The 17,734-nt window shown below is 66.8% G+C and carries 19 protein-coding genes and 1 pseudogene; 8 read left to right on the top strand and 12 right to left on the bottom strand.

Going from position 1 to position 17,734, the window contains the following annotated elements; all coding sequences use genetic code 11:
* The first annotated feature begins 186 nt into the window (after window positions 1-186).
* The 3 genes from GBA63_RS09125 (at window position 187) to GBA63_RS09115 (ending at window position 2,551) form a co-directional block, all read left to right on the top strand.
* Window positions 187-1,071 carry a sigma-70 family RNA polymerase sigma factor gene (locus GBA63_RS09125; RefSeq protein WP_166175437.1) on the top strand — a complete coding sequence of 295 codons (885 nt, stop codon included), beginning with the start codon at window positions 187-189 and terminating at the stop codon, window positions 1,069-1,071.
* A gap of 90 nt (window positions 1,072-1,161) precedes the next feature.
* Window positions 1,162-1,779: a phosphatase PAP2 family protein gene (locus GBA63_RS09120; RefSeq protein ID WP_166175435.1), complete on the top strand. Its 618-nt coding sequence runs from the start codon at window positions 1,162-1,164 to the stop codon at window positions 1,777-1,779.
* 13 nt (window positions 1,780-1,792) lie between these two features.
* Entirely contained in the window at window positions 1,793-2,551 is a 759-nt protein-coding gene (locus GBA63_RS09115; protein ID WP_166175433.1) for an MBL fold metallo-hydrolase, read from the top strand.
* A gap of 20 nt (window positions 2,552-2,571) precedes the next feature.
* Here the strand turns inward: GBA63_RS09115 and GBA63_RS09110 are convergent, their stop codons facing one another.
* From GBA63_RS09110 to GBA63_RS24310, 8 genes and pseudogenes are all read right to left on the bottom strand, one after another.
* Window positions 2,572-3,561 (bottom strand): hypothetical protein, encoded by a 990-nt coding sequence (locus GBA63_RS09110; protein ID WP_166175431.1) that lies wholly within the window; start codon window positions 3,559-3,561, stop codon window positions 2,572-2,574.
* 117 nt (window positions 3,562-3,678) lie between these two features.
* Window positions 3,679-4,089, bottom strand: a complete 411-nt coding sequence (locus tag GBA63_RS09105; RefSeq protein ID WP_166175429.1) for a Fur family transcriptional regulator — start codon at window positions 4,087-4,089, stop codon at window positions 3,679-3,681.
* 214 nt (window positions 4,090-4,303) lie between these two features.
* A complete protein-coding gene (locus GBA63_RS09100) occupies window positions 4,304-5,389 on the bottom strand; it encodes an MMPL family transporter (protein ID WP_166175427.1) in 1,086 nt (361 codons plus the stop codon).
* An 8-nt stretch (window positions 5,390-5,397) separates the two neighbouring features.
* Window positions 5,398-5,571: a hypothetical protein gene (locus GBA63_RS09095; RefSeq protein WP_166175425.1), complete on the bottom strand. Its 174-nt coding sequence runs from the start codon at window positions 5,569-5,571 to the stop codon at window positions 5,398-5,400.
* Between the two features lie 64 nt (window positions 5,572-5,635).
* A complete protein-coding gene (locus GBA63_RS09090; RefSeq protein WP_166175424.1) occupies window positions 5,636-6,853 on the bottom strand; it encodes an MMPL family transporter in 1,218 nt (405 codons plus the stop codon).
* A gap of 106 nt (window positions 6,854-6,959) precedes the next feature.
* Window positions 6,960-8,144 (bottom strand): MFS transporter, encoded by a 1,185-nt coding sequence (locus GBA63_RS09085; protein WP_166175422.1) that lies wholly within the window; start codon window positions 8,142-8,144, stop codon window positions 6,960-6,962.
* A gap of 42 nt (window positions 8,145-8,186) precedes the next feature.
* Window positions 8,187-8,594 carry a S49 family peptidase gene (locus GBA63_RS24315; protein WP_407690836.1) on the bottom strand — a complete coding sequence of 136 codons (408 nt, stop codon included), beginning with the start codon at window positions 8,592-8,594 and terminating at the stop codon, window positions 8,187-8,189.
* A 26-nt stretch (window positions 8,595-8,620) separates the two neighbouring features.
* Window positions 8,621-9,631 (bottom strand): annotated as a pseudogene (locus GBA63_RS24310) (S49 family peptidase); the annotation flags it as partial.
* A gap of 332 nt (window positions 9,632-9,963) precedes the next feature.
* Here GBA63_RS24310 and GBA63_RS09075 point away from each other — a divergent pair.
* Both GBA63_RS09075 and GBA63_RS09070 read left to right on the top strand, forming a co-directional pair.
* Window positions 9,964-10,398 (top strand): Fur family transcriptional regulator, encoded by a 435-nt coding sequence (locus tag GBA63_RS09075; protein ID WP_166175418.1) that lies wholly within the window; start codon window positions 9,964-9,966, stop codon window positions 10,396-10,398.
* 110 nt (window positions 10,399-10,508) lie between these two features.
* Window positions 10,509-12,311, top strand: a complete 1,803-nt coding sequence (locus GBA63_RS09070) for a coiled-coil domain-containing protein (RefSeq protein ID WP_166175416.1) — start codon at window positions 10,509-10,511, stop codon at window positions 12,309-12,311.
* 293 nt (window positions 12,312-12,604) lie between these two features.
* Here the strand turns inward: GBA63_RS09070 and GBA63_RS09065 are convergent, their stop codons facing one another.
* Entirely contained in the window at window positions 12,605-12,925 is a 321-nt protein-coding gene (locus GBA63_RS09065; protein WP_166175414.1) for a hypothetical protein, read from the bottom strand.
* Between the two features lie 243 nt (window positions 12,926-13,168).
* Here GBA63_RS09065 and GBA63_RS09060 point away from each other — a divergent pair, with 243 nt between their 5' ends.
* The 3 genes from GBA63_RS09060 (at window position 13,169) to GBA63_RS09050 (ending at window position 15,928) form a co-directional block, all read left to right on the top strand.
* Window positions 13,169-14,692 carry a sulfatase gene (locus tag GBA63_RS09060; RefSeq protein ID WP_207957166.1) on the top strand — a complete coding sequence of 508 codons (1,524 nt, stop codon included), beginning with the start codon at window positions 13,169-13,171 and terminating at the stop codon, window positions 14,690-14,692.
* A 354-nt stretch (window positions 14,693-15,046) separates the two neighbouring features.
* Entirely contained in the window at window positions 15,047-15,340 is a 294-nt protein-coding gene (locus tag GBA63_RS09055) for a hypothetical protein (RefSeq protein WP_166175410.1), read from the top strand.
* A gap of 78 nt (window positions 15,341-15,418) precedes the next feature.
* Complete coding sequence (locus GBA63_RS09050) at window positions 15,419-15,928, top strand: hypothetical protein (RefSeq protein ID WP_166175408.1); 510 nt, start codon at window positions 15,419-15,421, stop codon at window positions 15,926-15,928.
* Between the two features lie 355 nt (window positions 15,929-16,283).
* Here GBA63_RS09050 and GBA63_RS09045 read toward each other — a convergent pair whose 3' ends face one another.
* The 3 genes from GBA63_RS09045 to GBA63_RS09035 all read right to left on the bottom strand — a co-directional run bounded on the left by GBA63_RS09045 (window position 16,284) and on the right by GBA63_RS09035 (window position 17,714).
* Entirely contained in the window at window positions 16,284-16,430 is a 147-nt protein-coding gene (locus GBA63_RS09045; RefSeq protein WP_166175406.1) for a hypothetical protein, read from the bottom strand.
* 45 nt (window positions 16,431-16,475) lie between these two features.
* The gene (locus GBA63_RS09040; protein WP_166175404.1) at window positions 16,476-16,775 is read right to left on the bottom strand and encodes a hypothetical protein; all 300 of its coding nucleotides are present in this window, start codon (window positions 16,773-16,775) and stop codon (window positions 16,476-16,478) included.
* A 378-nt stretch (window positions 16,776-17,153) separates the two neighbouring features.
* Window positions 17,154-17,714: a hypothetical protein gene (locus GBA63_RS09035; RefSeq protein WP_166175402.1), complete on the bottom strand. Its 561-nt coding sequence runs from the start codon at window positions 17,712-17,714 to the stop codon at window positions 17,154-17,156.
* Window positions 17,715-17,734 lie beyond the last annotated feature (20 nt).

Raw genomic sequence — 17,734 nt, 5'->3', positions numbered from 1 at the left:
TCCCGCGGTAGCCGGAGGCCGCCGACGCAACCTTTTCGTCCCGACGTCCGTATAAAGGTTGTCGGACAAAAAAGTACCCGTCGGGTCCGAAATTAGAGGGGTTTAGAAACTGGCGGCGCCCGGTAGATTAGGATTAGTTACTAAAATCGATCTCGGGTGGGCCGCGCGTTTCGTGAGGAGGGCATTTTGAAGCCGGAGGCCAACAAGCGGACAGAGGGACAGAAGCCGGAGCGGGAGCAGGAGACGCCGGAGCTCCTCGCGAAGTACCTGGCGCACATCGGGCAGGGGCACCTGCTCTCCCACAAGGAGGAGATCGACCTCTCCAAGAGGGCGAAGGCCGGCGACGCGCGGGCCCGCCAGAGGCTCATCGAGAAGAACCTGAGGCTCGTGGTGAGCGTCGCCAAGAAGTACAGGGGCTACGGGCTGCCTTTCGAGGATCTGATCCAGGAGGGCAACATCGGCCTGATGAAGGCCGTCGAGAAGTTCGACCCGGACAGGGGCTTCAGGTTCTCGACCTACGCGACGTGGTGGATCCGCCAGGCCGTGCAAAGGGCCGTCGCGGACAAGGGGCGCACCATAAGGGTACCGGTACACATGACGGAGAAGATCCGGAAGGTAAGCCGCGCCATCGCCGAGCTCTCCCTGCTCCTGGAACGCGAGCCGACCCGCGAGGAGGTGGCCAACCACCTCGAATGGGACCTGGACGAGGTGCGCCTCACGATGCGGGCGATGCCGGACGCAACGAGCCTCAACCAGCCCGTCTCAAGCGAAGACACGGCCTCCCAGCTGGGCGACTTTATAGAGGACGAGAAGGTCTCCGACACGCCCGACACGGTGATGCGGGAGATGGAGACGGCCCACCTCAAGGAGGCGATCGACCACCTCCCCGAGAGGGCGCGCCACGTGCTCGTCAGGCGCTACGGCCTCGACGACCGCGAGCCCGCCACGCTCGCAGAACTCGGCGAGGAGCTGGACATCTCGCGCGAGCGCGTCCGCCAGCTCCAGCGCGAGGCCGAGCGAATCCTGAAAGCGGGCGAGTACGGCCGCGTCCTCCGCGACGCCGTGGCCTAGAATCACTTCTACGGAGCTTTCGTCGGCCGGGCCTTTCGGGGCCCGGCCTTTTTCGCGCCCGTTCGGGGCGACTCTGTTAGCCTTCGGCGCGTGAGCGGTAGAGGACACGGTATCTTTCTGGCGTGGGCCGCCGCTTTTGCGGCGCTCTCGGCCGCGGCCGGCGCCGGGCATTTGGAGGGCGTGGACTCCGGCCTTCTCAGGCTCGCCCAGTCGCGTTCGTCTGCGTCTCTGGATGATGCGGGGAGCGTTTTGTCCGTGCCGGGGAGGGCCGAGGTCTCCGTTGCGGCGCTGATTGTCCTGGCCGGTGGGCTCTACCTGCGTGGCCGAGGTCGTTTGGGACGGCGGCTCCTGGTAGCGTTAGTCGTGACCACGGTCGTGGAACTACTCCTTAAGTTCGTGCTGCCGCAGGCCCCCGTGCCGCAAGACGTCGGGCGCGTGCCGGACCCGTCGCTCGTCGATTTCGTCACTCCGTATCCCTATCCGAGCGGCCACGTGTTGCGGGCGGTTCTCCTTCTCGGTGCGGTCTACCTCCTCTGGCCCAACCCGCTCGTTCGGCTCGGCCTGGTGGTGATCCTCGCGGGCTCCGCCCTCGCCCGCGTCTACCTCGGGACCCACTGGCCCTCCGACGTCCTCGGGGGCGCCTTGCTCGGGGCCGCGGGCCTGGCCTGGGCTTTCGGGGGTACGGATCGGGCCAAAACCGGCGGGTAGATCGGAGGAGATCTTGGAGATCACGGTAGTAGGTTCGGGGACGGTCGCGCCCCGGCCGGAGCGCCGGCAGAGCTGCGTCGTGGTCGAGGCCGGCGGAGAGACGCTCGTCTTCGACCTCGGGGCGGGCGCCGTCACCGGCATGGTCGCCGCCGGCGTGGACCCTTTCGCCGTCGACAGGATCTTCTTCACGCACTTCCACCCGGACCATACCCTCGACGCCGTCAACCTGCTCTTCGCCATGAACTACGGTACCGAAGAGCCCCGCACCCGCCCACTCCACGTCACCGGCCCCGAACCGTTCGAGAACTTCTGGTCCTCCATCCTGAACGTCTGGGGCGAGTGGATGACGGGTGACTACCCTATCCTGACGAGGGAGGTGGCGCACACATGCGACTCACCCATAGAGATCGACCGCTACGGTCTCACCTGGACCCCGGCCGCCCACCGTCCCGAGAGCATAGCCTACAGGCTCGACGGCGAGAACGGCGCGTTCGTCTACACAGGCGACACCGAGTACTCGCCGTCCGTGGTGGATCTCGCCCGAGATGCGCACACGCTCCTGATCGAATGCTCTTTCCCAGACGACGCCCCCGTGCGAGGACACCTGACGCCGGGCGGGGCGGCGCGGATGGCGAGCGAGGCCGGCGTGCAGCGCCTCGTTCTCACGCACCTCTATCCCGCCGTGGACGACGGCCGCTTGCCCGGGGCGGTAAAGCGAGGTTTCGACGGAGAGGTACTCGTGGCGGAGGACGGGTTGCGGTTCCGCGTTTAACGCCCTGAGCTGCCCCTGGCTCAATACTTTCTGTTCAGGCCCATTGCGTCGCCCTTGCCGAGGGATCGCTCCGAGGTCTGGCACGGCCCGTTCGTGAGGTTGCTCATGGTCAGGTTGCCGTGCGATCCCTCCGGCGCCTCGCCAAGCCCAAAGGTGTGCCCTCGCTCGTGGGTCATCGATGACTCGATGTCTTGGCGCCCCCTGCAAGAGCTCGTGACCCTGGCGGTCCACCTGTAATCGAATTTGTTCAGGCGTATGTCGGTGTGGGCGACCCTGTCCGGGGCGCCGCTCTTGGGCCAGACCCAGGCGCAATGGAAGGCCGTGTAGCTCGAGGGCAGGTCCCCGAAGCCGACCTCGCTCCTGTAGTCGTTGGATGTGCAGTTGAGGTTGCTCGTTATGTTCACCGAACTCCTGGTGGCGCCCTCGTAGATCATGCGCCCCCTGACACCGTCCCCGAAACCGCAGGCATCCCGCACCCTGGTGACGTTCGCCGCGCCCTGCTTCATCGCCGACACGGCGCGGAACTTCGAGAGGTACGAGGGAATACTGCGCCCGTTCACGTACCAGCGGTTGTAGTTGTAGACCTTGGCATCCCTGGATGAGTAGAAAGAGTCCCGGCACTCTCCCGGCCCCGAGGCCCGCGCCGAGATCCCGGAAGCAGCTTCCGGTCGAGGCTCCCGGCCCGCGCCATCGATAAGTAGCTTGCCCCCACGGGGGTTGCTTACGGACAGGTACTGATGCCCGTCGGAAGACTCGGCCTCGGCGATGACGGCCATGCCCGGCTCGGGAACCACAGCCCCGATGTCTCCGTCCACGATCACGCGCCCGGCCACCGGACATTTTTCTTCGTCCAGAACCTCGGGCAGCGCGGCAGCCCGGACTTCCTGCTTGTCCCGCGAGCAGGCGTCGTAGACGGTCCCTTCCGCCTGCGCGAGCAGGGACCCGGTAAACATTGCTACCGCCGTGCAGGCCAGCGCCAGGGCCGCGGCTATCGACGCTACTCGCTTCACTCTATCCCCCTCATACGACCGGGACACCCTACATCTGGTGCGCCCCCAAAAACCCCTACACTCTAAGCACGTAACCGCGCGGGCGCAAGACCAGAATAGAAAATCCCCATGCTTGTGTTAAGCAGAGCAGGCGGCGCAGCGGCCGTGGAGCGTGATCTCGTGCCAGTCCGTCACGAACCCGGTCTCGCGCTCTACCTGCAACGCCAGGTACTCCATGAGTTCCTCGTTGAACTCTATGACGGACCCGCACCCGTCGCACCGGGCATGGTGATGCACCCGCTCCGTGGAGAGCTCGTACCGCGAGTACCCCTCCCCGAAATCCTCCTTGCGCACGACCCCGAGTTCCGTCAGTAGATCGAGCGTCCGGTAGACCGTCGATAGCCCGAGCTCCGGATGCTCGCCTTTGACCCGGTCGTAGAGCTCTTCCGCGGAGAGGTGGCGCTCGTCTTCGAGCTCGCGCACGATTACGCGACGCTGGTTCGTGAGCCGGTAGCCCCTGTCCCTGAGTATGCGTTCGAGATCCAGCATCCCCCACAGTCTAGACCCGCGCCATTACGAGATCAAGAATTGATCTTATAAGCCTCTAAAGGTTTCGAGGTTTCAAGGCAGTGAGGTTTTGAGGGGTGGGAAGTCGACACCGGGCCCAGCAAGACAACCCCAAAAACCTCGAAGCCTCAGAACCTCAAAGCCTATCCACCACGAGCCCGGTATCCCCGCAAACCGCTTTGATCTCTCGCTACTTCTAGGCCTTGCCGTCCGTCCGGAAAGTCGCCTTTCGTCCCCCGGGCCACCAGTTCCAGTCGCCCAGGACGCGCATGGTGGCGGGGACGAGCAGGACCCGGATGATCGTGGCGTCGACGAAGACCGCCACGGCAAGGCCGAGGCCCACAGCTTTCGTGAGGATGATGCCGGTAAAGGCGAAGGCGCCGGTGACGACTATGATGATCGCGGCCGCCGAAGTGATGATGCCGGCGGTTGCGACGAGGCCCTTGGAGACGCTGGCGGTGTTCGAGTCGCCGTTCTCGTAGGCTTCGCGGATGCGGGAGAGCAGGAAGACCTCGTAGTCCATCGAGACCCCGAAGATGGTGCAGAACATCAGGATCGGGAGCGTCGCGTCCACGAAGCCCAGGGGCGTGAAGTTCAAGAGGCCCGACAGGTTGCCGTCCTGGAAGACGAAGACGACGGCCCCGTAGCTCGCGGAGAGGCTCAGGATGTTCACGATCACGGCCTTCAACGGCAAGAGGACCGAGCGGAAGGTCACGAGCAGTATCAGGTACGTCACCCCGATAACGAACGCCGCGGCCAGCGGCGCCTTCTGGTACAGGCTGGATATGAAGTCCTTCTGCCCGGCCGACAGCCCGCCGACGATAAAGCTGGTCCCCTCGGGCGCCTCGACCGCCCGGACCGCGTCCACCGCGCCGTAAGCCCGCTGGGTGTAGGGGTTCTCCTCCGTCACGGCCCGCAGTAGCGACCGGTCCCCGGCCACGTAGGAGTCGACGGCGTCGTTCAACTCCTCGGATTCGCGGGCGGCGGGGAGCTTCAGGAAGTTCGACACGCCCTCGGGGGTGGCCTCGCCGTTCGCGGAGACGCCTTCCGGCAGTTCGGGGACGCGGCGGTCCACCTCCGCGAAGACGCGGTCCTCGACCTCGGCCCGGATCTCACCCTCGGCCGCGCGGACCTCGGTGGCGACCCGCGGTTCGACCTCGGCCCGGACCTGCTCCTCCGTACCCGCCGGGACCGTGCCGTAGGTCGCCTCCACTTCCGAGAGCTGCTGCCGGACGGCCTCATCGGTGTTCTTGTCGATCTGCTCCCGGATCTGCTCCTGCACCAGCCCGTCTACGCGCCCCCCGGCCTCCTTCTCGGCCTCTTCGCGGGCGTCGGCAACCCGCGCGGCGTAGTCGCGGGCGGCGCCCTCCCCACCGTGTAGACGCTCTCGACGCGCGCGACACCCTCCGCGTTCCCTATCTTTTCGCCCAGCTCCCGCACGTCCGCGAGTCCTTCGGGGCTCAAGGGGTCTTCCCGAGGTTGGCGACCACCTCCATCGGGTTGAGGGCGGCGTACTCGAAATTCTGTTTCAGCAGGTCGTCCCCGGCGCGCGACTCGTACTTCTCGGGAGGACCGTCGCCTCCGGGATGCCGACCTTCATGTGGCCGACGGGGAAAAGCAGGGCGGCGAGGATGCCCGCGACCAGCAGGATCACGACGAGCGGGCGCCGCATGACTACCTCGGCGCTCCGGCTCCAGAAACCCGCGCCGGTGGCCCCGCCCCGGCGCCGGATGCCAAGCCGGTTCACCCGCGGGCCGATGACGCCGAGGAGGGCCGGTAGGAACGTCAGCGCGGCGACCACGGAGACGAAGACGACTATCACGCCGGCGAACCCGATGGAACGCATGAACATGAAAGGGAAGAACAGAAGGCCCGAGAGCCCGACGAGGACGGCCGTCCCGGAGAAAAAGATCGAGCGCCCGGCCGTCGCGACCGTCCTCGGCACCGCCTCGGCCGTCGAGTAGTCCTCCAACTCCTCCCTGAAGCGGCTGACGAAAAAGAGCGCGTAATCTATTCCGAGCCCGAGGCCTAGCATAGTGGAGAGCGTCAGGACGAAGACGGACATGTCGTAAGCGCCGGCGAAGAAGTAGATGATCGCCAGCGAGGTAAGCACGCTCGCCCCCCCGATGACCACGGGCACCCCGGCCGCGACCAGCGTCCCGAAGGCGAAGACCAGGATGACCACGGCGAACGGGAAGGCGTACTTCTCGGCCCGCTGTACGTCCTCGTTGCTCGCGGCCTCCAGATCCTGGTAGACGGCCGGGGCGCCGGTAACGTAGGTGTTCAACTCCTCGGAGCGCACCTTCTCCCTGACCTCGGCGACGACGTTGCGGGCCTGGTCGATGGAGACGCTAAACGCGACTATGGCGTAGGACTTCTCCCCGTCCTTCGAGATGAAGCGCCCGTCCTTGGAGTTCGCGTAGGAGGCGACGTAGCGGACCTCGTCCATCTCGCCGACTTCTTCGAGCGCCCGGTCCTGGGCGTCCTGGAACTGCTCGCCCCTCGCATCGAGGCCGTTTCCCGTGAAGACCACCGTCAGGGCCGCCGGGGAGACCCCGAACTCCTCGGACATGACGTTCTGAACGCGCTCTGCCTCGGAGTTCGAGCCCTCGAAGCCGCCGCCCTTGAGACGCCCGGAGAGGTCCGGGGCGAAGATGGCGCTGAAGATGAGGATGGCCCCCCACAACGCGAGCACCCCCCACCTGAAGCGGTAGACGAAGGCGCCGAGCTGGTAGAAGCCCCTCATACCTTGCGCCGGCTGTTGTCGGGGGAGGTTCGCACCCGCGTTATGTTAGCCGAGTGCGGTGGGGTCGACGGTGTTCGGTTACACGAAAACGAGACCGAAGCGGCGCTCAGGCGCCGCCGGGATGGCCGGTCTTCGCCGGCAGGGTAAGGGCGAGGACGAGGCCGAGAACGGGGAGGGCCGCGATGGCGAGCATGGCCGCCCTCAGGCCACCCGCGTCGGCGAGGAGGCCGAGCAGGGGCGCGCCGATCCCGCCGAGCCCGATGGAGAGGCCCATCGTGATCCCGGCGGCCAGCCCGATGCGCCCGGGCAAATACTCCTGCCCCATTACCACCGTAACCCCGAAAGTCCCGACCGTCGCCGCGCCCACGAGCGCGAGCAAAGCCATGCCCGCGTAAGGACCGGCGAAAACAAAGGCGAGCACTAACGGCGGGAGCACCAGCATCGACAGAGCAAGCACGGCCTTCCGTCCGAACCTGTCGGCGAGCGGTCCCATGAGCAGCGTTCCGACGGCCCCCGAAGCGAGCATGACCGTGAGGGCCACGTTCCCGAGGGCCGGGGAGGCCCCGAGCACGCGCTCGTAGTAGGAGGCGACGAAGGCGACCAGCCCAAAGTAGACGAAGGAGCGGACGGCGACCACCGCGATCATGACGGCGAACGGCCCCCAGTTCTCCGGCGCGGCCTCCGTCCCGGCCTTCTTCTCCCCACCCTCCGCGGCCTCGGGCGCCAGGCGCAGCATGCGGGGCGTCTCGAAGAACATGACGCCGGCCATGATCGCGGCCGGGGCGGCGAGAAAAAGCGCGCCGGGGAGGCCGAAGACGAGGACGAGCGGGGTGGCGACTACGGGACCGAGAGCGAAGCCGGCGTTGCCGCCGACGGAGAAGAAGCTCATGCCTCGCGCCCTGCGGGAACCCGAGACGTAGTTGGCGAAGCGGGCGGCCTCCGGGTGGAAGGCAGCGACCCCGACGCCGCTCAGGACGACGGAGGCGAAGATCAGGGCGTAGTTGGGCGCCACCCCGACGAGCGCCATGCCGACCCCCGCAAGGAGTACGCCTAGCGGCATGAGCGCCGGGATGGGTCTCCTGTCCGAGAAGATCCCGAAGAGTGGCTGGACGAGCGAGGAGCTCACGGTGGCGGCGAAGACGAGCGCGCCCGCCGCCGCCAGGGAGATGCCGCGCTCGGAGATCAGGAACGGCAGCAAGGCCGCGACGGCGCCCTGGTTCAGGTCCGTAAAGAGGTGTCCCGCCGACAGGACGCCCATCGCCCGCCGATCCACGCCCTTCTTCGAGGCCACGCTCAGATCTCTCTCCCACAGGTCTCCGACCGCAAGATGCTATCAGTCATCGGAGATCCTGTACGGCCCCATCGCCCACACCCCGCCGGAGAACTCGAGGACCTCCCGCCGCAGCGTCTCCACGACCTCCCCGAGAACGTCGGCGGGATTCTTGGGCGCGGGCCGGCCCGAACGCGGGACTGGGATTCGCGCCAGGACGTCCGTCTTCCCCTCCTCGATGCCGCCGAGCTCGCAGGCCTTCCGAAACGCCCCCCGGAAACCGCCGACATCGTCGACGAGGCCGCGCTCGAGCGCCTCGGCGCCGCTCCAGACCCTGCCGCCGACGAGGCCTTCGAGGTCGGGCAGGTTCCGGCCGCTCGACACCCTGGCCTTGAACTCGTCGTAGATGCGCCCGATCTGGCCTTCGAGCACCGCCAACTCGTCCTGCGTGGGACGCCGGCTTGGGTCCATGAGCCCGGCCCGCCGCCCCTCTCGAGGCCTACCGGGTTGACCCCGAGCTTCTCGTAGAGGCGGTCTGCGTAGGGCCGGATCGTGATGACCCCGATGGAGCCTGTGACCGTGGTGCGGCGGGAGACGACGTGCGCCGCCGGGGCCGAGACGTAGTAGCCTCCCGAGGCCGCGACGTTGCCCATCAGGACGACGACCGGCTTCCTGGCAGAGATTCTCTGGACCTCGCGCCAGATCAGATCAGACGCCAAAGCATCCCCACCGGGCGACTCGACGTGCAAAATCACGGCCGCGACGCGCCCGTTCCCCTCCGCCCCCCTGAGCGCCGCCACGACGGATTCGCTTCCGGCCCGCTCCCCTCCCAGGAAAGGCAGTGGGATCGGCACCTTCCGGCTCCTGCCGCGCATGATCGTCCCGGAAACCTGCACCATCCCGACCCGACGCCGCGACCGCCTCCGGTACGGAGCCTTTAGCGACTTCCTTGCCGCCCCCCACTCCGCGAGGCGTACCCTGTCTCCGTTTCCCGCGAGCCGTGCCGCCAGCTCGTCCTCGTAGCAGACGCCGTCTACGAGACGGGCAGCGACCGCCTCTTCGGCACCGTACGGGGCGCGGTCGATCTTCTCGCGCGCCTCCGCCGGGGTCAGGCCCCTCGCCCCGGCAACGGCGCGAACCAACTCTTCGTAACGGCCGTCGAGGAGGCGTTGGGCCTGCTCGCGGGCCTCGGCAGAGAAGTCGTTTCGGGTGAAGGTCTCGCCGGCGGACTTGTAGGGCGAGACGGCGACGACCTCGGCTCCGATACCGAGCCGCTCAAGTGCGTCTTTGAAGAAGCTGACCCTGGTCCGTACGCCCGTAACGCCCACGGTAACGAGCGGCGCAGCCAGTATCTCATCAGCGGCGGTCGCCAGGTAGTAGGAGCGCGTGTCGACGGGATCCGAGAGGTACGCGACCACCCGGCCTCCCCCACTCCGAAACTCGAGCAACTCCTCCCTCGCCTCTTCGAGGGAGGCCCACCCGGCTTCGACGTCCCGAAGACGGAGCACGACGCCGCGGGGCCTGCCGTCGGCGGAGATCCTGGCCAGCCTCTCCCGGAGCGACTGGAGGGTAAGGGGAGACGGCCCGCGCGTCAGCCGCTTCCTGACAAAACCGACGGGCGTCTCGAACTCGGGCAGAGTCCCGCCCACCTCGATCCAGACGAAGCCGGGGGCGCGCCCGAGCAGGCCCACGAGGGTGTTGCGCGCGAAGCGCCAGAGGTTGACCAGGAAGTCGAAGATCGCGGACACTGGCCGTTATGGTACAACGCGGTCGGCGATTGGCCTTGTGATAGACTCGCGAATAGGAACGATTACTGGTCACCGGAGGGAAAGACGCGGAGATGGGCGCCACGCTGGAGAGGGACATACGCGAGCGGTTTCGCAGGTCAGGCTACACCCTGACCTCGCAGCGCAAGGCGGTGTTGGAGGCGCTCGGCGAGAGCCGGGGGCACCCCTCGGCCGAAGACGTCTACCTTTTGGTCAAGAAGAAGAACCCGCGCGTGGCGTTGGGGACCGTCTACCAGGCCCTCTCGGTCCTGGAGGAGATCGGGGTGATAGGCGCCAAGCACTGGGCCGAGTCCCCGACCCGCTACGACCTGAACGTCCAGCCTCATCTCGACATCCGCTGTACGGATTGCGGCGCGGTCTCGGAAGTCCCGGGCGTCGACCTTGGCGACCTGGAAGACCGGGTCAGGGGGGCGACCCCGTACGAGGTGACGCGCGCCGCCGTCGTCATCGAGGGCCTCTGCCCCGCCTGCCGCGCCGACGGCCGGTAGGTCGCTCCACCGGGCCCCTTTACCTGGACCCCGTAGACCATTAACCTTTGAGTCGAGCGAGAACCCGAGGATGAGGCGATGACGGAGTGGTGCCCGCGGGAGGGGGAGGCGTGAGAGAAGGGCCGGAGGACCAGACGGCCGGGTTGGCGTCGAGCCTGGAGGCCGCGGGCGCCCTCATAGAGAGCCTGGAGGAAGAGGTGGCGGGCCTGCGGCGGGACCTCGACGCGGCGACCGCCGCGCTCAGGGTGGCCCAGGAACAGGTGGGCGGGCGCGCCGACGCGGGGCGCGAGGCGGAGGAGTTGCGGGCCGAGATCTCCGACCTCAAACGCCGTCACTCCGACGAGCAACTCCGCATGAGCAACGCGCACATAAACGAGGTCGCCAACGTACGGCGCGCCCTGGAGGAACAACGCCGCGCCGACGTCGAGGCAGCGGCCTCCGAGACCCGCGTCGAGGCCTTGAAAGAAGAGTTCGCCAGGGAGCGGGCGGCCTTGCAGGACCTCCACAAGGCCGAGATCGAGGCGCTAAGGACCGACTCGGAGATCTGGGAAGAAGAACTCAGGACGAAGTATCGGGAGCAGGAGGAGCGCCACGAGGCCGAACTGGAAGCCGCCCGCAGGGAGGACCGCGGGCGGATCGAGGAGCTAGAGAACTCCCGGGACGAGGAGATAGAACGCAGGATCTCAGAGGAGCGGGCGGCCCACGAGGAACGCCACGAGGCGGCCCTCAAGGCGCTCAAGAGCGCCGCGGCCGGGCGGGAGCTGGAACTGCAGAGGGACTACCAGGCGGTCGTCGAGACCCAGCAGACGGAGATAGAGTCGCTCCGGGCCGAGCTCGACTCGCGCAAGCTCCAGGCCGACGAGGCGCGCAAGGAAGAGCGCAAAGAGGTAAAGGCGTTGGCGGAGAGCCGGGAGAAGGAGCTCCGCCGCTCGCAGGCGACGAGGCTCGCCGAGACCCGGGAGGCCGCCGAGCGCCGCGTCGAGGCCCTTCGGGCCCAGCGCGAGGCGGACAACCGGGCGCTAAGGGCCCGCCACGCCGAGGAGATCTCGGCCCTCCGCCGCGACTACGAGGAGAAGCTCGCCGGCGAAGACGAACGCAGGAGGTCCGAGACCTGGGCCCTCGAAGAGCGGCTCCACGAGGCCGGCCTCCGGCTTGAGACCGAGAGACGCGTCTACGGAGCCCGCATGAAGGAGCTGGAGGCATCCCGTCTCGCGGAGAAGGCGGCCCTCGAAAAGGACCACGAACTTGCGGTCGACCATCTGCGGGCCGAGATCTCCGCGAAGGAAGACCGCATAGAGGAGCTGGAAGAGGCCCTCCAGGAGACGGGAGAAACTCCCGAGCCACCACCGGACGCCGCGCCGGAGCCATCGCGCGCCGAACCCCCTCCCGCCGACCACGCGCAGAATGGTTCCGGAGACCCCGAAGGCGAACCGGCTGGCAGGACGGAGGAAGTCGACGCGGAGAGGATTCTCGCCGAGGAGAGGATAGAAGACCTCGAGGCGCGCCTCGCGCGGGCCGAAGAGGAGGCGAAGCGCAACGCGGAGGAGCTCGACAGGGCCACCGAGAGCCTGCGGCTTCTCTCGGAGCCCGGTCGAAGGCTCCGGGAAGGGCTCGCGCTCTTCAACGAGAGCGAGCACGCCCGGGTGGTCGCCTCGATCTCCCGCTCCTTCGGCCTGCCCCGCGTGCACGCCGACCTGGACGGCGGAACGACAGGAAAGCCGACCCTCACCCTCCTCTGGGGCGACGTGGCCTGGCGCCGCTACGTCTCCGACCCCTCAGAGGGCGTCCCCGAACCGAGGGTATACCTGGCGGGCACGGGCGACGACCCCGAAGAAGTCCCCCGGACCGAACGCCAACCAAACGCCCGCATGGACGCCCAGGGACGCCTGACGCTCGGAGTGCAGGCGAGATAGCCCGCTCCGCCCTTGCGGGCTCCGCTTGTCAGCCCGGCGCTTCGCGCCTCGTCAGCCCGCTTCAGCCTTCGGCTTCCGCTCTCGGCACGCCCGCTTCGCGGGCTTTCAGCTAAGTCGTCTGTGGGCGTCACGCCAGGCGACACCCGAACCGTCGCTTGTGGCGCCGCCCGGTCAGGCTCCGCGCGGCTGAAAGCTGAGAGCGGAGGCGAAGCCGGAGCGGGCTGAGAGCGAGGACTGCGAAGCGGGCCGATGCGTGCTGAAGGCGGAGCCCATAGGGCGGAGCGTGCTGACCGTTACTTCGTGGCGTTGCGTTCTCTGGAGCGGCGCATCAGGCGCATCACGCGTTCGTTGTGGTTGTAGAGAGTCTGGCCGCGCCTGGCGCCTATGTAGGCGGCCACTACCGAGGCGGCCAGGAAGGCCGCGGCCAGGAGCGCCTTTCCGACGCTGTCCAGACCGGGGAACAGCGCATCGCCCCGGACGAGGTTGATGGCCGGGGAGAGCAGGAACGCGGCGGGGGCCACGAGGGTACCGTGTAGCAGACGCCGGGCCGGCGCCTTGTAGGCTGACGCCATCCCGCCGAAGTAGAAGCCGATGCCGCAGATCACGAGCAACACGGGGCGAAGGTCGTTACCGCGGAGGCGGAGGGTTCTATCTGGAAGAGCCAGGAGAGCACGGGGCCAGGATTCCGAACAGGATCAGCAGGATGAACACGAAGGCCACGAGCATCCCGGCCCCGATTGACACGACGCTTCTCATACGGCAAATTTTAGCAGTCCCGCGCGTCCCGCCCGTGGAAAGAATCACCCGGATATGGAACACCTTGTAGGCGCACGTGCGGCATAGTACCCTCTCTGACCGTGAGAAAGCCCTCAGTACGCACCCTCAGCCGCAGAGACTTCTTGAAGCTTACCGGTACCGGAATGGCCGGCGCCGCGCTGCTCGGCGCCGCCGGGTGCGACCTTGCGGAGCGCGTCCCGGGCCTCCCCGGCACGACGCCGCCCAACCGCGAGGGAACCAACGTGGTGCTGGTCATCATCGACTCGTTGAGGAAAGACCACATAGGCGTCTACGGGGGCGAGCGCGCCGTGCGGACGCCGAACCTGGACTCCCTGGCGAAGGACAGCCTGATCTTTACTCGGGCCCATCCAGAGTCCATGCCGACCATCAACGCCCGCAGGGCGATCCACACCGGCACGCGGACGTGGCCCTTCACGGACTGGGACCCGCCGATGGGCGAGGACATCATCCTCCAGGGCTGGCAGCCGATCCCCCGCGAGCAGACGACCCTCGCCGAGGTGATGCGGGCGAACGGCTACGGCACCTTCTTCGTCACGGACAACATGCACCAGTTCAAGTCCGCCTACAACATGCACCGCGGCTTCGACGCCTTCGACTTTATCCGGGGGCAGACCACGGACAACTACATGCCCAACTGGACGTACCCGCCGGAGAAGGTCGACCAGGCCCTCATGAAGGGCAACGTCCCCGCGATGACGGGCCAGATGAAGCAGTACTTCTCGAACGTCGCCGCCAGGCAGACGGAGGAGGACTGGTTCGCCCCGCAGGTCTTCTCCCGCGCCTCTGAGATGCTGGAGGCCGTGAGCGGAACCGGCTCCCCCTTCTTCCTTACCGTCGACTCCTACGACCCGCACGAGCCCTGGGACCCCCCCGAGGAGTACCTGAAGATGTACGACGACGAGCCGTACGATCTAAAAGAGCCGTTCTCCGTGATCTACGGCCCGAGCGACTACCTGACGGACAGGGAACTCGAACGGATGCGGGCCAGGTACTCGGCCGAGATCACGATGACGGACCGCTGGCTCGGGCGGTTGATGGACAAGATGGAGGAGCTGAACCTCTTCGAGAACACCCTGCTCCTCCTGCTCTCCGACCACGGGATCGGCCTCGGGGAGCACGGATACACCGGCAAGCCGGCCTACATCTTGTGGCCCGAGATGACCGACGTCCCGTTCTTTATCCGCCACCCCGACGGCAAGGGCGCGGGCCAGACCAGCGACTACATAGCCTCGACCCACGACGTCGCCTCGACCGTCCTCGGCTACCTAGGCATAGATGCCCCCGAGCAGATGACCGGCCAAGACCTCTCGGTCATGCCGGACGACGACCCGGACGACGACCGATCCCACTTCACCTCCGGCTACCACGACCACGTCTGGACCACTGACGACCGCTACGTGATGTTCTGCCGCCACGACGGCACCGATGCCAAGCTCTACGACGTGGAGGCCGACCCGGAGATGTACGAAGACCTCGCCGCCCAACAGCCCGACGTCGTCAAGCGCATGTTCGACGGCTACGTCCTCAGGGACGCAGGGGGCCCCCTGCCGGTCTACGACCCGCTGCCGGAACCGACGGTTTAGCGGCCCTTTGGGCCGCGCTGTCAGCTTTCGGCCGCCAGCGGTCAGCTATTTCGACCGGTCCGTAGCCCCTTCAGTCCTCGGCTAGCGCGGCTACGAGTTCGCGATTGAAGTCTGGTATGTCTGCAACGACCCGGCCCCAGACCGAGTAAAGAGAGGTCGCGAAGCGGCCGAACACGTCCCCGACGGCCCCCTGACGAAGCCCCGGCGGGCGCCTCCGCTACGGCTTGTGTGCAAGCTGGTGTGGTCAACGGGGCTGGCGCGATTGCTATTGAGAAGGGCGAACCCGTGAGACACCGCACCAAGGTATCCTATGGCAAAGTATCTTGGCCCTTCGGCTAGAGAGGAGCGCGGGCTGTGACGGAGAGCGCGACTGCCGTACGCGAGTTCCATGACGATGAGTACCGGGACACCCACAACGACTACATAGGGTGGCTTCGGCGCAACCCCCGTGGCTTCGTGCTGAACCTCAAGACGCAAAAGGCGGCCGTCCTCCACGAGAGCGGCTGCATGCACATAGCGGACTACTCCGACCCGGACGTCAGCCTGACGGACAAACGCAAGGTGTGCTCCCCCACGAGCGCACCCCTGAAGGCGTGGGCGACCGAACGCGGGATAACTTGGACGCGCTGCGGCACTTGTTTCGGGTAGCCGACGCCGGTTGCGGCAGCGGCGCAGGTCCCCAACGGTCGGCGGACGGCAGCGTCTGAGGAGAACTAGGGAGGATAGATGATCGACCGTACAGAGCTGTCCCGCCTGTGGCAAGCCATCCTTCGAACCGACCCGCACCGGCTGTTCGGGCGGGACGCCGAGCGCTTGGCGCAACGGCCCGGCTCCGGGGACGAGCTGCCGCAGCCGGGCTTCGTGGGTCCTTCGTATCGGCTTGGAGGCGTCCTGTTCATGGGCAAAAATCCAGGAAAAGGCGCCGTGCCCCACAATGCCCTCGAGGAAGCGCATATACGGGCACTGAGGAACCTGCAATCTGCAGGACCGGACTCCCTTCTCACGTCGTTCGAGGCCCTCACGGAAGACCTCACTCGTATCATGTCGGCGTGGGACATAGTGCGGAACTACGTCCGTCCCATCATCTCGAGGGCCGACATGGACCTCGACTCGATCGCGTACCTGAACCTGCTCAAGTGGCGTTCCGACGCCGAGCCGACGATGTCCATGTTCCGTCGCAGCTGGCAAGCCCACACAAATGACCAGTTCCACCAGCTCCGCCCGCCTTCGTCGTAGCGATCGGGAAGGGCACTTCCGACGTATTCGGCAGCGTCTCGGCCCCCCTCGACCGTGCCGTTATGAAGCTCCAAGTGCTGGAGAGGGGACGCAGCGACCGGCAGCGTCCGCCCAGCAGCGCGACGCGCTTGATGCCCGAGATCGCTCGAGAAATTCGCCAGCGTCACGAAAGCCAAGGGTGAGCTTGCGAACTTCAGTAGGAAAGCTCAAGGCATCTTGTCTTAGGGCCCTACGGGGCCCCAGACACTAGTTCCTCTCGGTCATCTCCACGAGAGTCGCTTTGAACCAGGTGGACACCCCTGCCCCCGGCTCCATCACTTCGCTCACTGGACACAACCCGTGCTCGCGGCCGACGCTAGTAGTCCGGGTACGGCGGCTTCAGGTTGCCGGTCCTCCAGTACGCGCCGTCCCACCACACCACGTCGGGGAGCTCCCTGTAGATCGCTCGGCGGTTCTTGCGGGCCTCCCCGTCGGGCCTGAGCCACCTCGAGATCAGGCACACCGGCTCCGGAGGCGTGACGAGCTTCTTACGGTTGATGTTCGGCCCCTAGAAGTAGATCAGGCATCCCTCGGCGAGCTCGAGGTGCCTCCGGTCGAACCGGCGCGGGTACTCCACCTGGCCCAGCCACACCGTCGGGTTCTTTGTGACCTGGCCCAAGGCGTGGTGCCAGCGGTTTAGGCGCCTGCGGTATGGCCCCTCGGTGATGCCGAAGTACTGGATTTGGTCTTGCCTCTCGTACCTCCTGCGCCCGGCGAGGAAGTACAGGCCTTTCTCGAGATCGGAGAAGCCCACCTCCTCCGGCGTGTGCGGCCCCCGCCAGCCGATCACGATCGTCCTCAGGGCCATCCGTTGCGCTCTCCCCAGTTCGTCCGCCTTGGCGTCCCTGGGCTGTCCCTCGCGGCTGCGAGCATGGTACGAGCCCGCCTAGCGCCCTTGATTATTCGCCGCTTCCGCCAGGTTCCTTCCTCCGGGTCCGTAGCCGTGCGCCTCTAAGAACCCCGCCACGTCCCCGTACTCCAGGCGTATTAGCGTAGCCTCCGCCCGCCGGTCGTGGCCGGGAGCGAAGAACCGCCCGGACCCCGTTTCTTGCCCGCACCCGCACCAACAGGTTCCCGTCGGCTTGCGTTCCTTCGCCACCGGACCCTCCTTCGCTCCCGCCGGACTCATGCCACAGCATAAACGAACGCGGGCCTTGAGGCGGTCGTCGGTACGCAGGGGCTAGGGCTAGAGTCGCTGGAGCACTCGTGCTATCGCGGCCGCATTTCTTTTCTTGATCTGCGATAGCTCGCCTTCCGTTACCGCGACGAGCGTGATGCCCGCCGCCAGGTAGGCGGTGGCGGGATCGACGAACGCGCTTCGTCTCTGGTGCGGCATCAGCGACCTGTTCTCCTGAGGCGTGACGTAGTTGAACCTGCCGTACTTGCCCACGTAAAGCGGCAGTAGTTCGTCCGAGAGTTTCGCCCTCTCCCCCGCGTGCCTCCCGAGCAGCTCACCCGCCGCTATCTTCCTCGGGTACTCGTGGTCGGCCGTCAGCTTCGGCCTTTGGACCCCAGAATCCGGGTGGTGGGCTCTTATGGCCTCAAGGGATATCTTCCCGGTCCAACACTCTTTAGGGACGGGCAAGTACCAAAGCGCCGCCCCGATCATGGTCTCGAGGTACGCTTTCTGGTCCTTGGTCGTGGACTCGTTGTGGTAAAGGCCGCCCACACTTACCAATACGCCCGCCAGCACCTCGCAGCGCTCTCTGAGCTTCGCCTCGCGTTTTTTGTTTGCTCCCTGGTTCAACGAACCTACGTAAGGATTGC

The organism is Rubrobacter tropicus (assembly GCF_011492945.1).
Taxonomy (GTDB): domain Bacteria; phylum Actinomycetota; class Rubrobacteria; order Rubrobacterales; family Rubrobacteraceae; genus Rubrobacter_D; species Rubrobacter_D tropicus.
Note: the sequence above shows the minus strand (reverse complement) of the source record. Positions and strands in the feature narration are given on the sequence as shown.

Excerpts from the sequence above, each read along its gene's own strand:
- GBA63_RS09050 (WP_166175408.1), top strand. The coding sequence starts at position 15,419 with ATGATCGACCGTACAGAGCTGTCCCGCCTGTGGCAAGCCATCCTTCGA.
- GBA63_RS09105 (WP_166175429.1), bottom strand. The coding sequence starts at position 4,089 with ATGCTGGATCTCGAACGCATACTCAGGGACAGGGGCTACCGGCTCACG.
- GBA63_RS09040 (WP_166175404.1), bottom strand. The coding sequence starts at position 16,775 with ATGGCCCTGAGGACGATCGTGATCGGCTGGCGGGGGCCGCACACGCCG.
- GBA63_RS24315 (WP_407690836.1), bottom strand. The coding sequence starts at position 8,594 with ATGGACCCAAGCCGGCGTCCCACGCAGGACGAGTTGGCGGTGCTCGAA.
- GBA63_RS09090 (WP_166175424.1), bottom strand. The coding sequence starts at position 6,853 with ATGAGGGGCTTCTACCAGCTCGGCGCCTTCGTCTACCGCTTCAGGTGG.
- GBA63_RS09075 (WP_166175418.1), top strand. The coding sequence starts at position 9,964 with ATGGGCGCCACGCTGGAGAGGGACATACGCGAGCGGTTTCGCAGGTCA.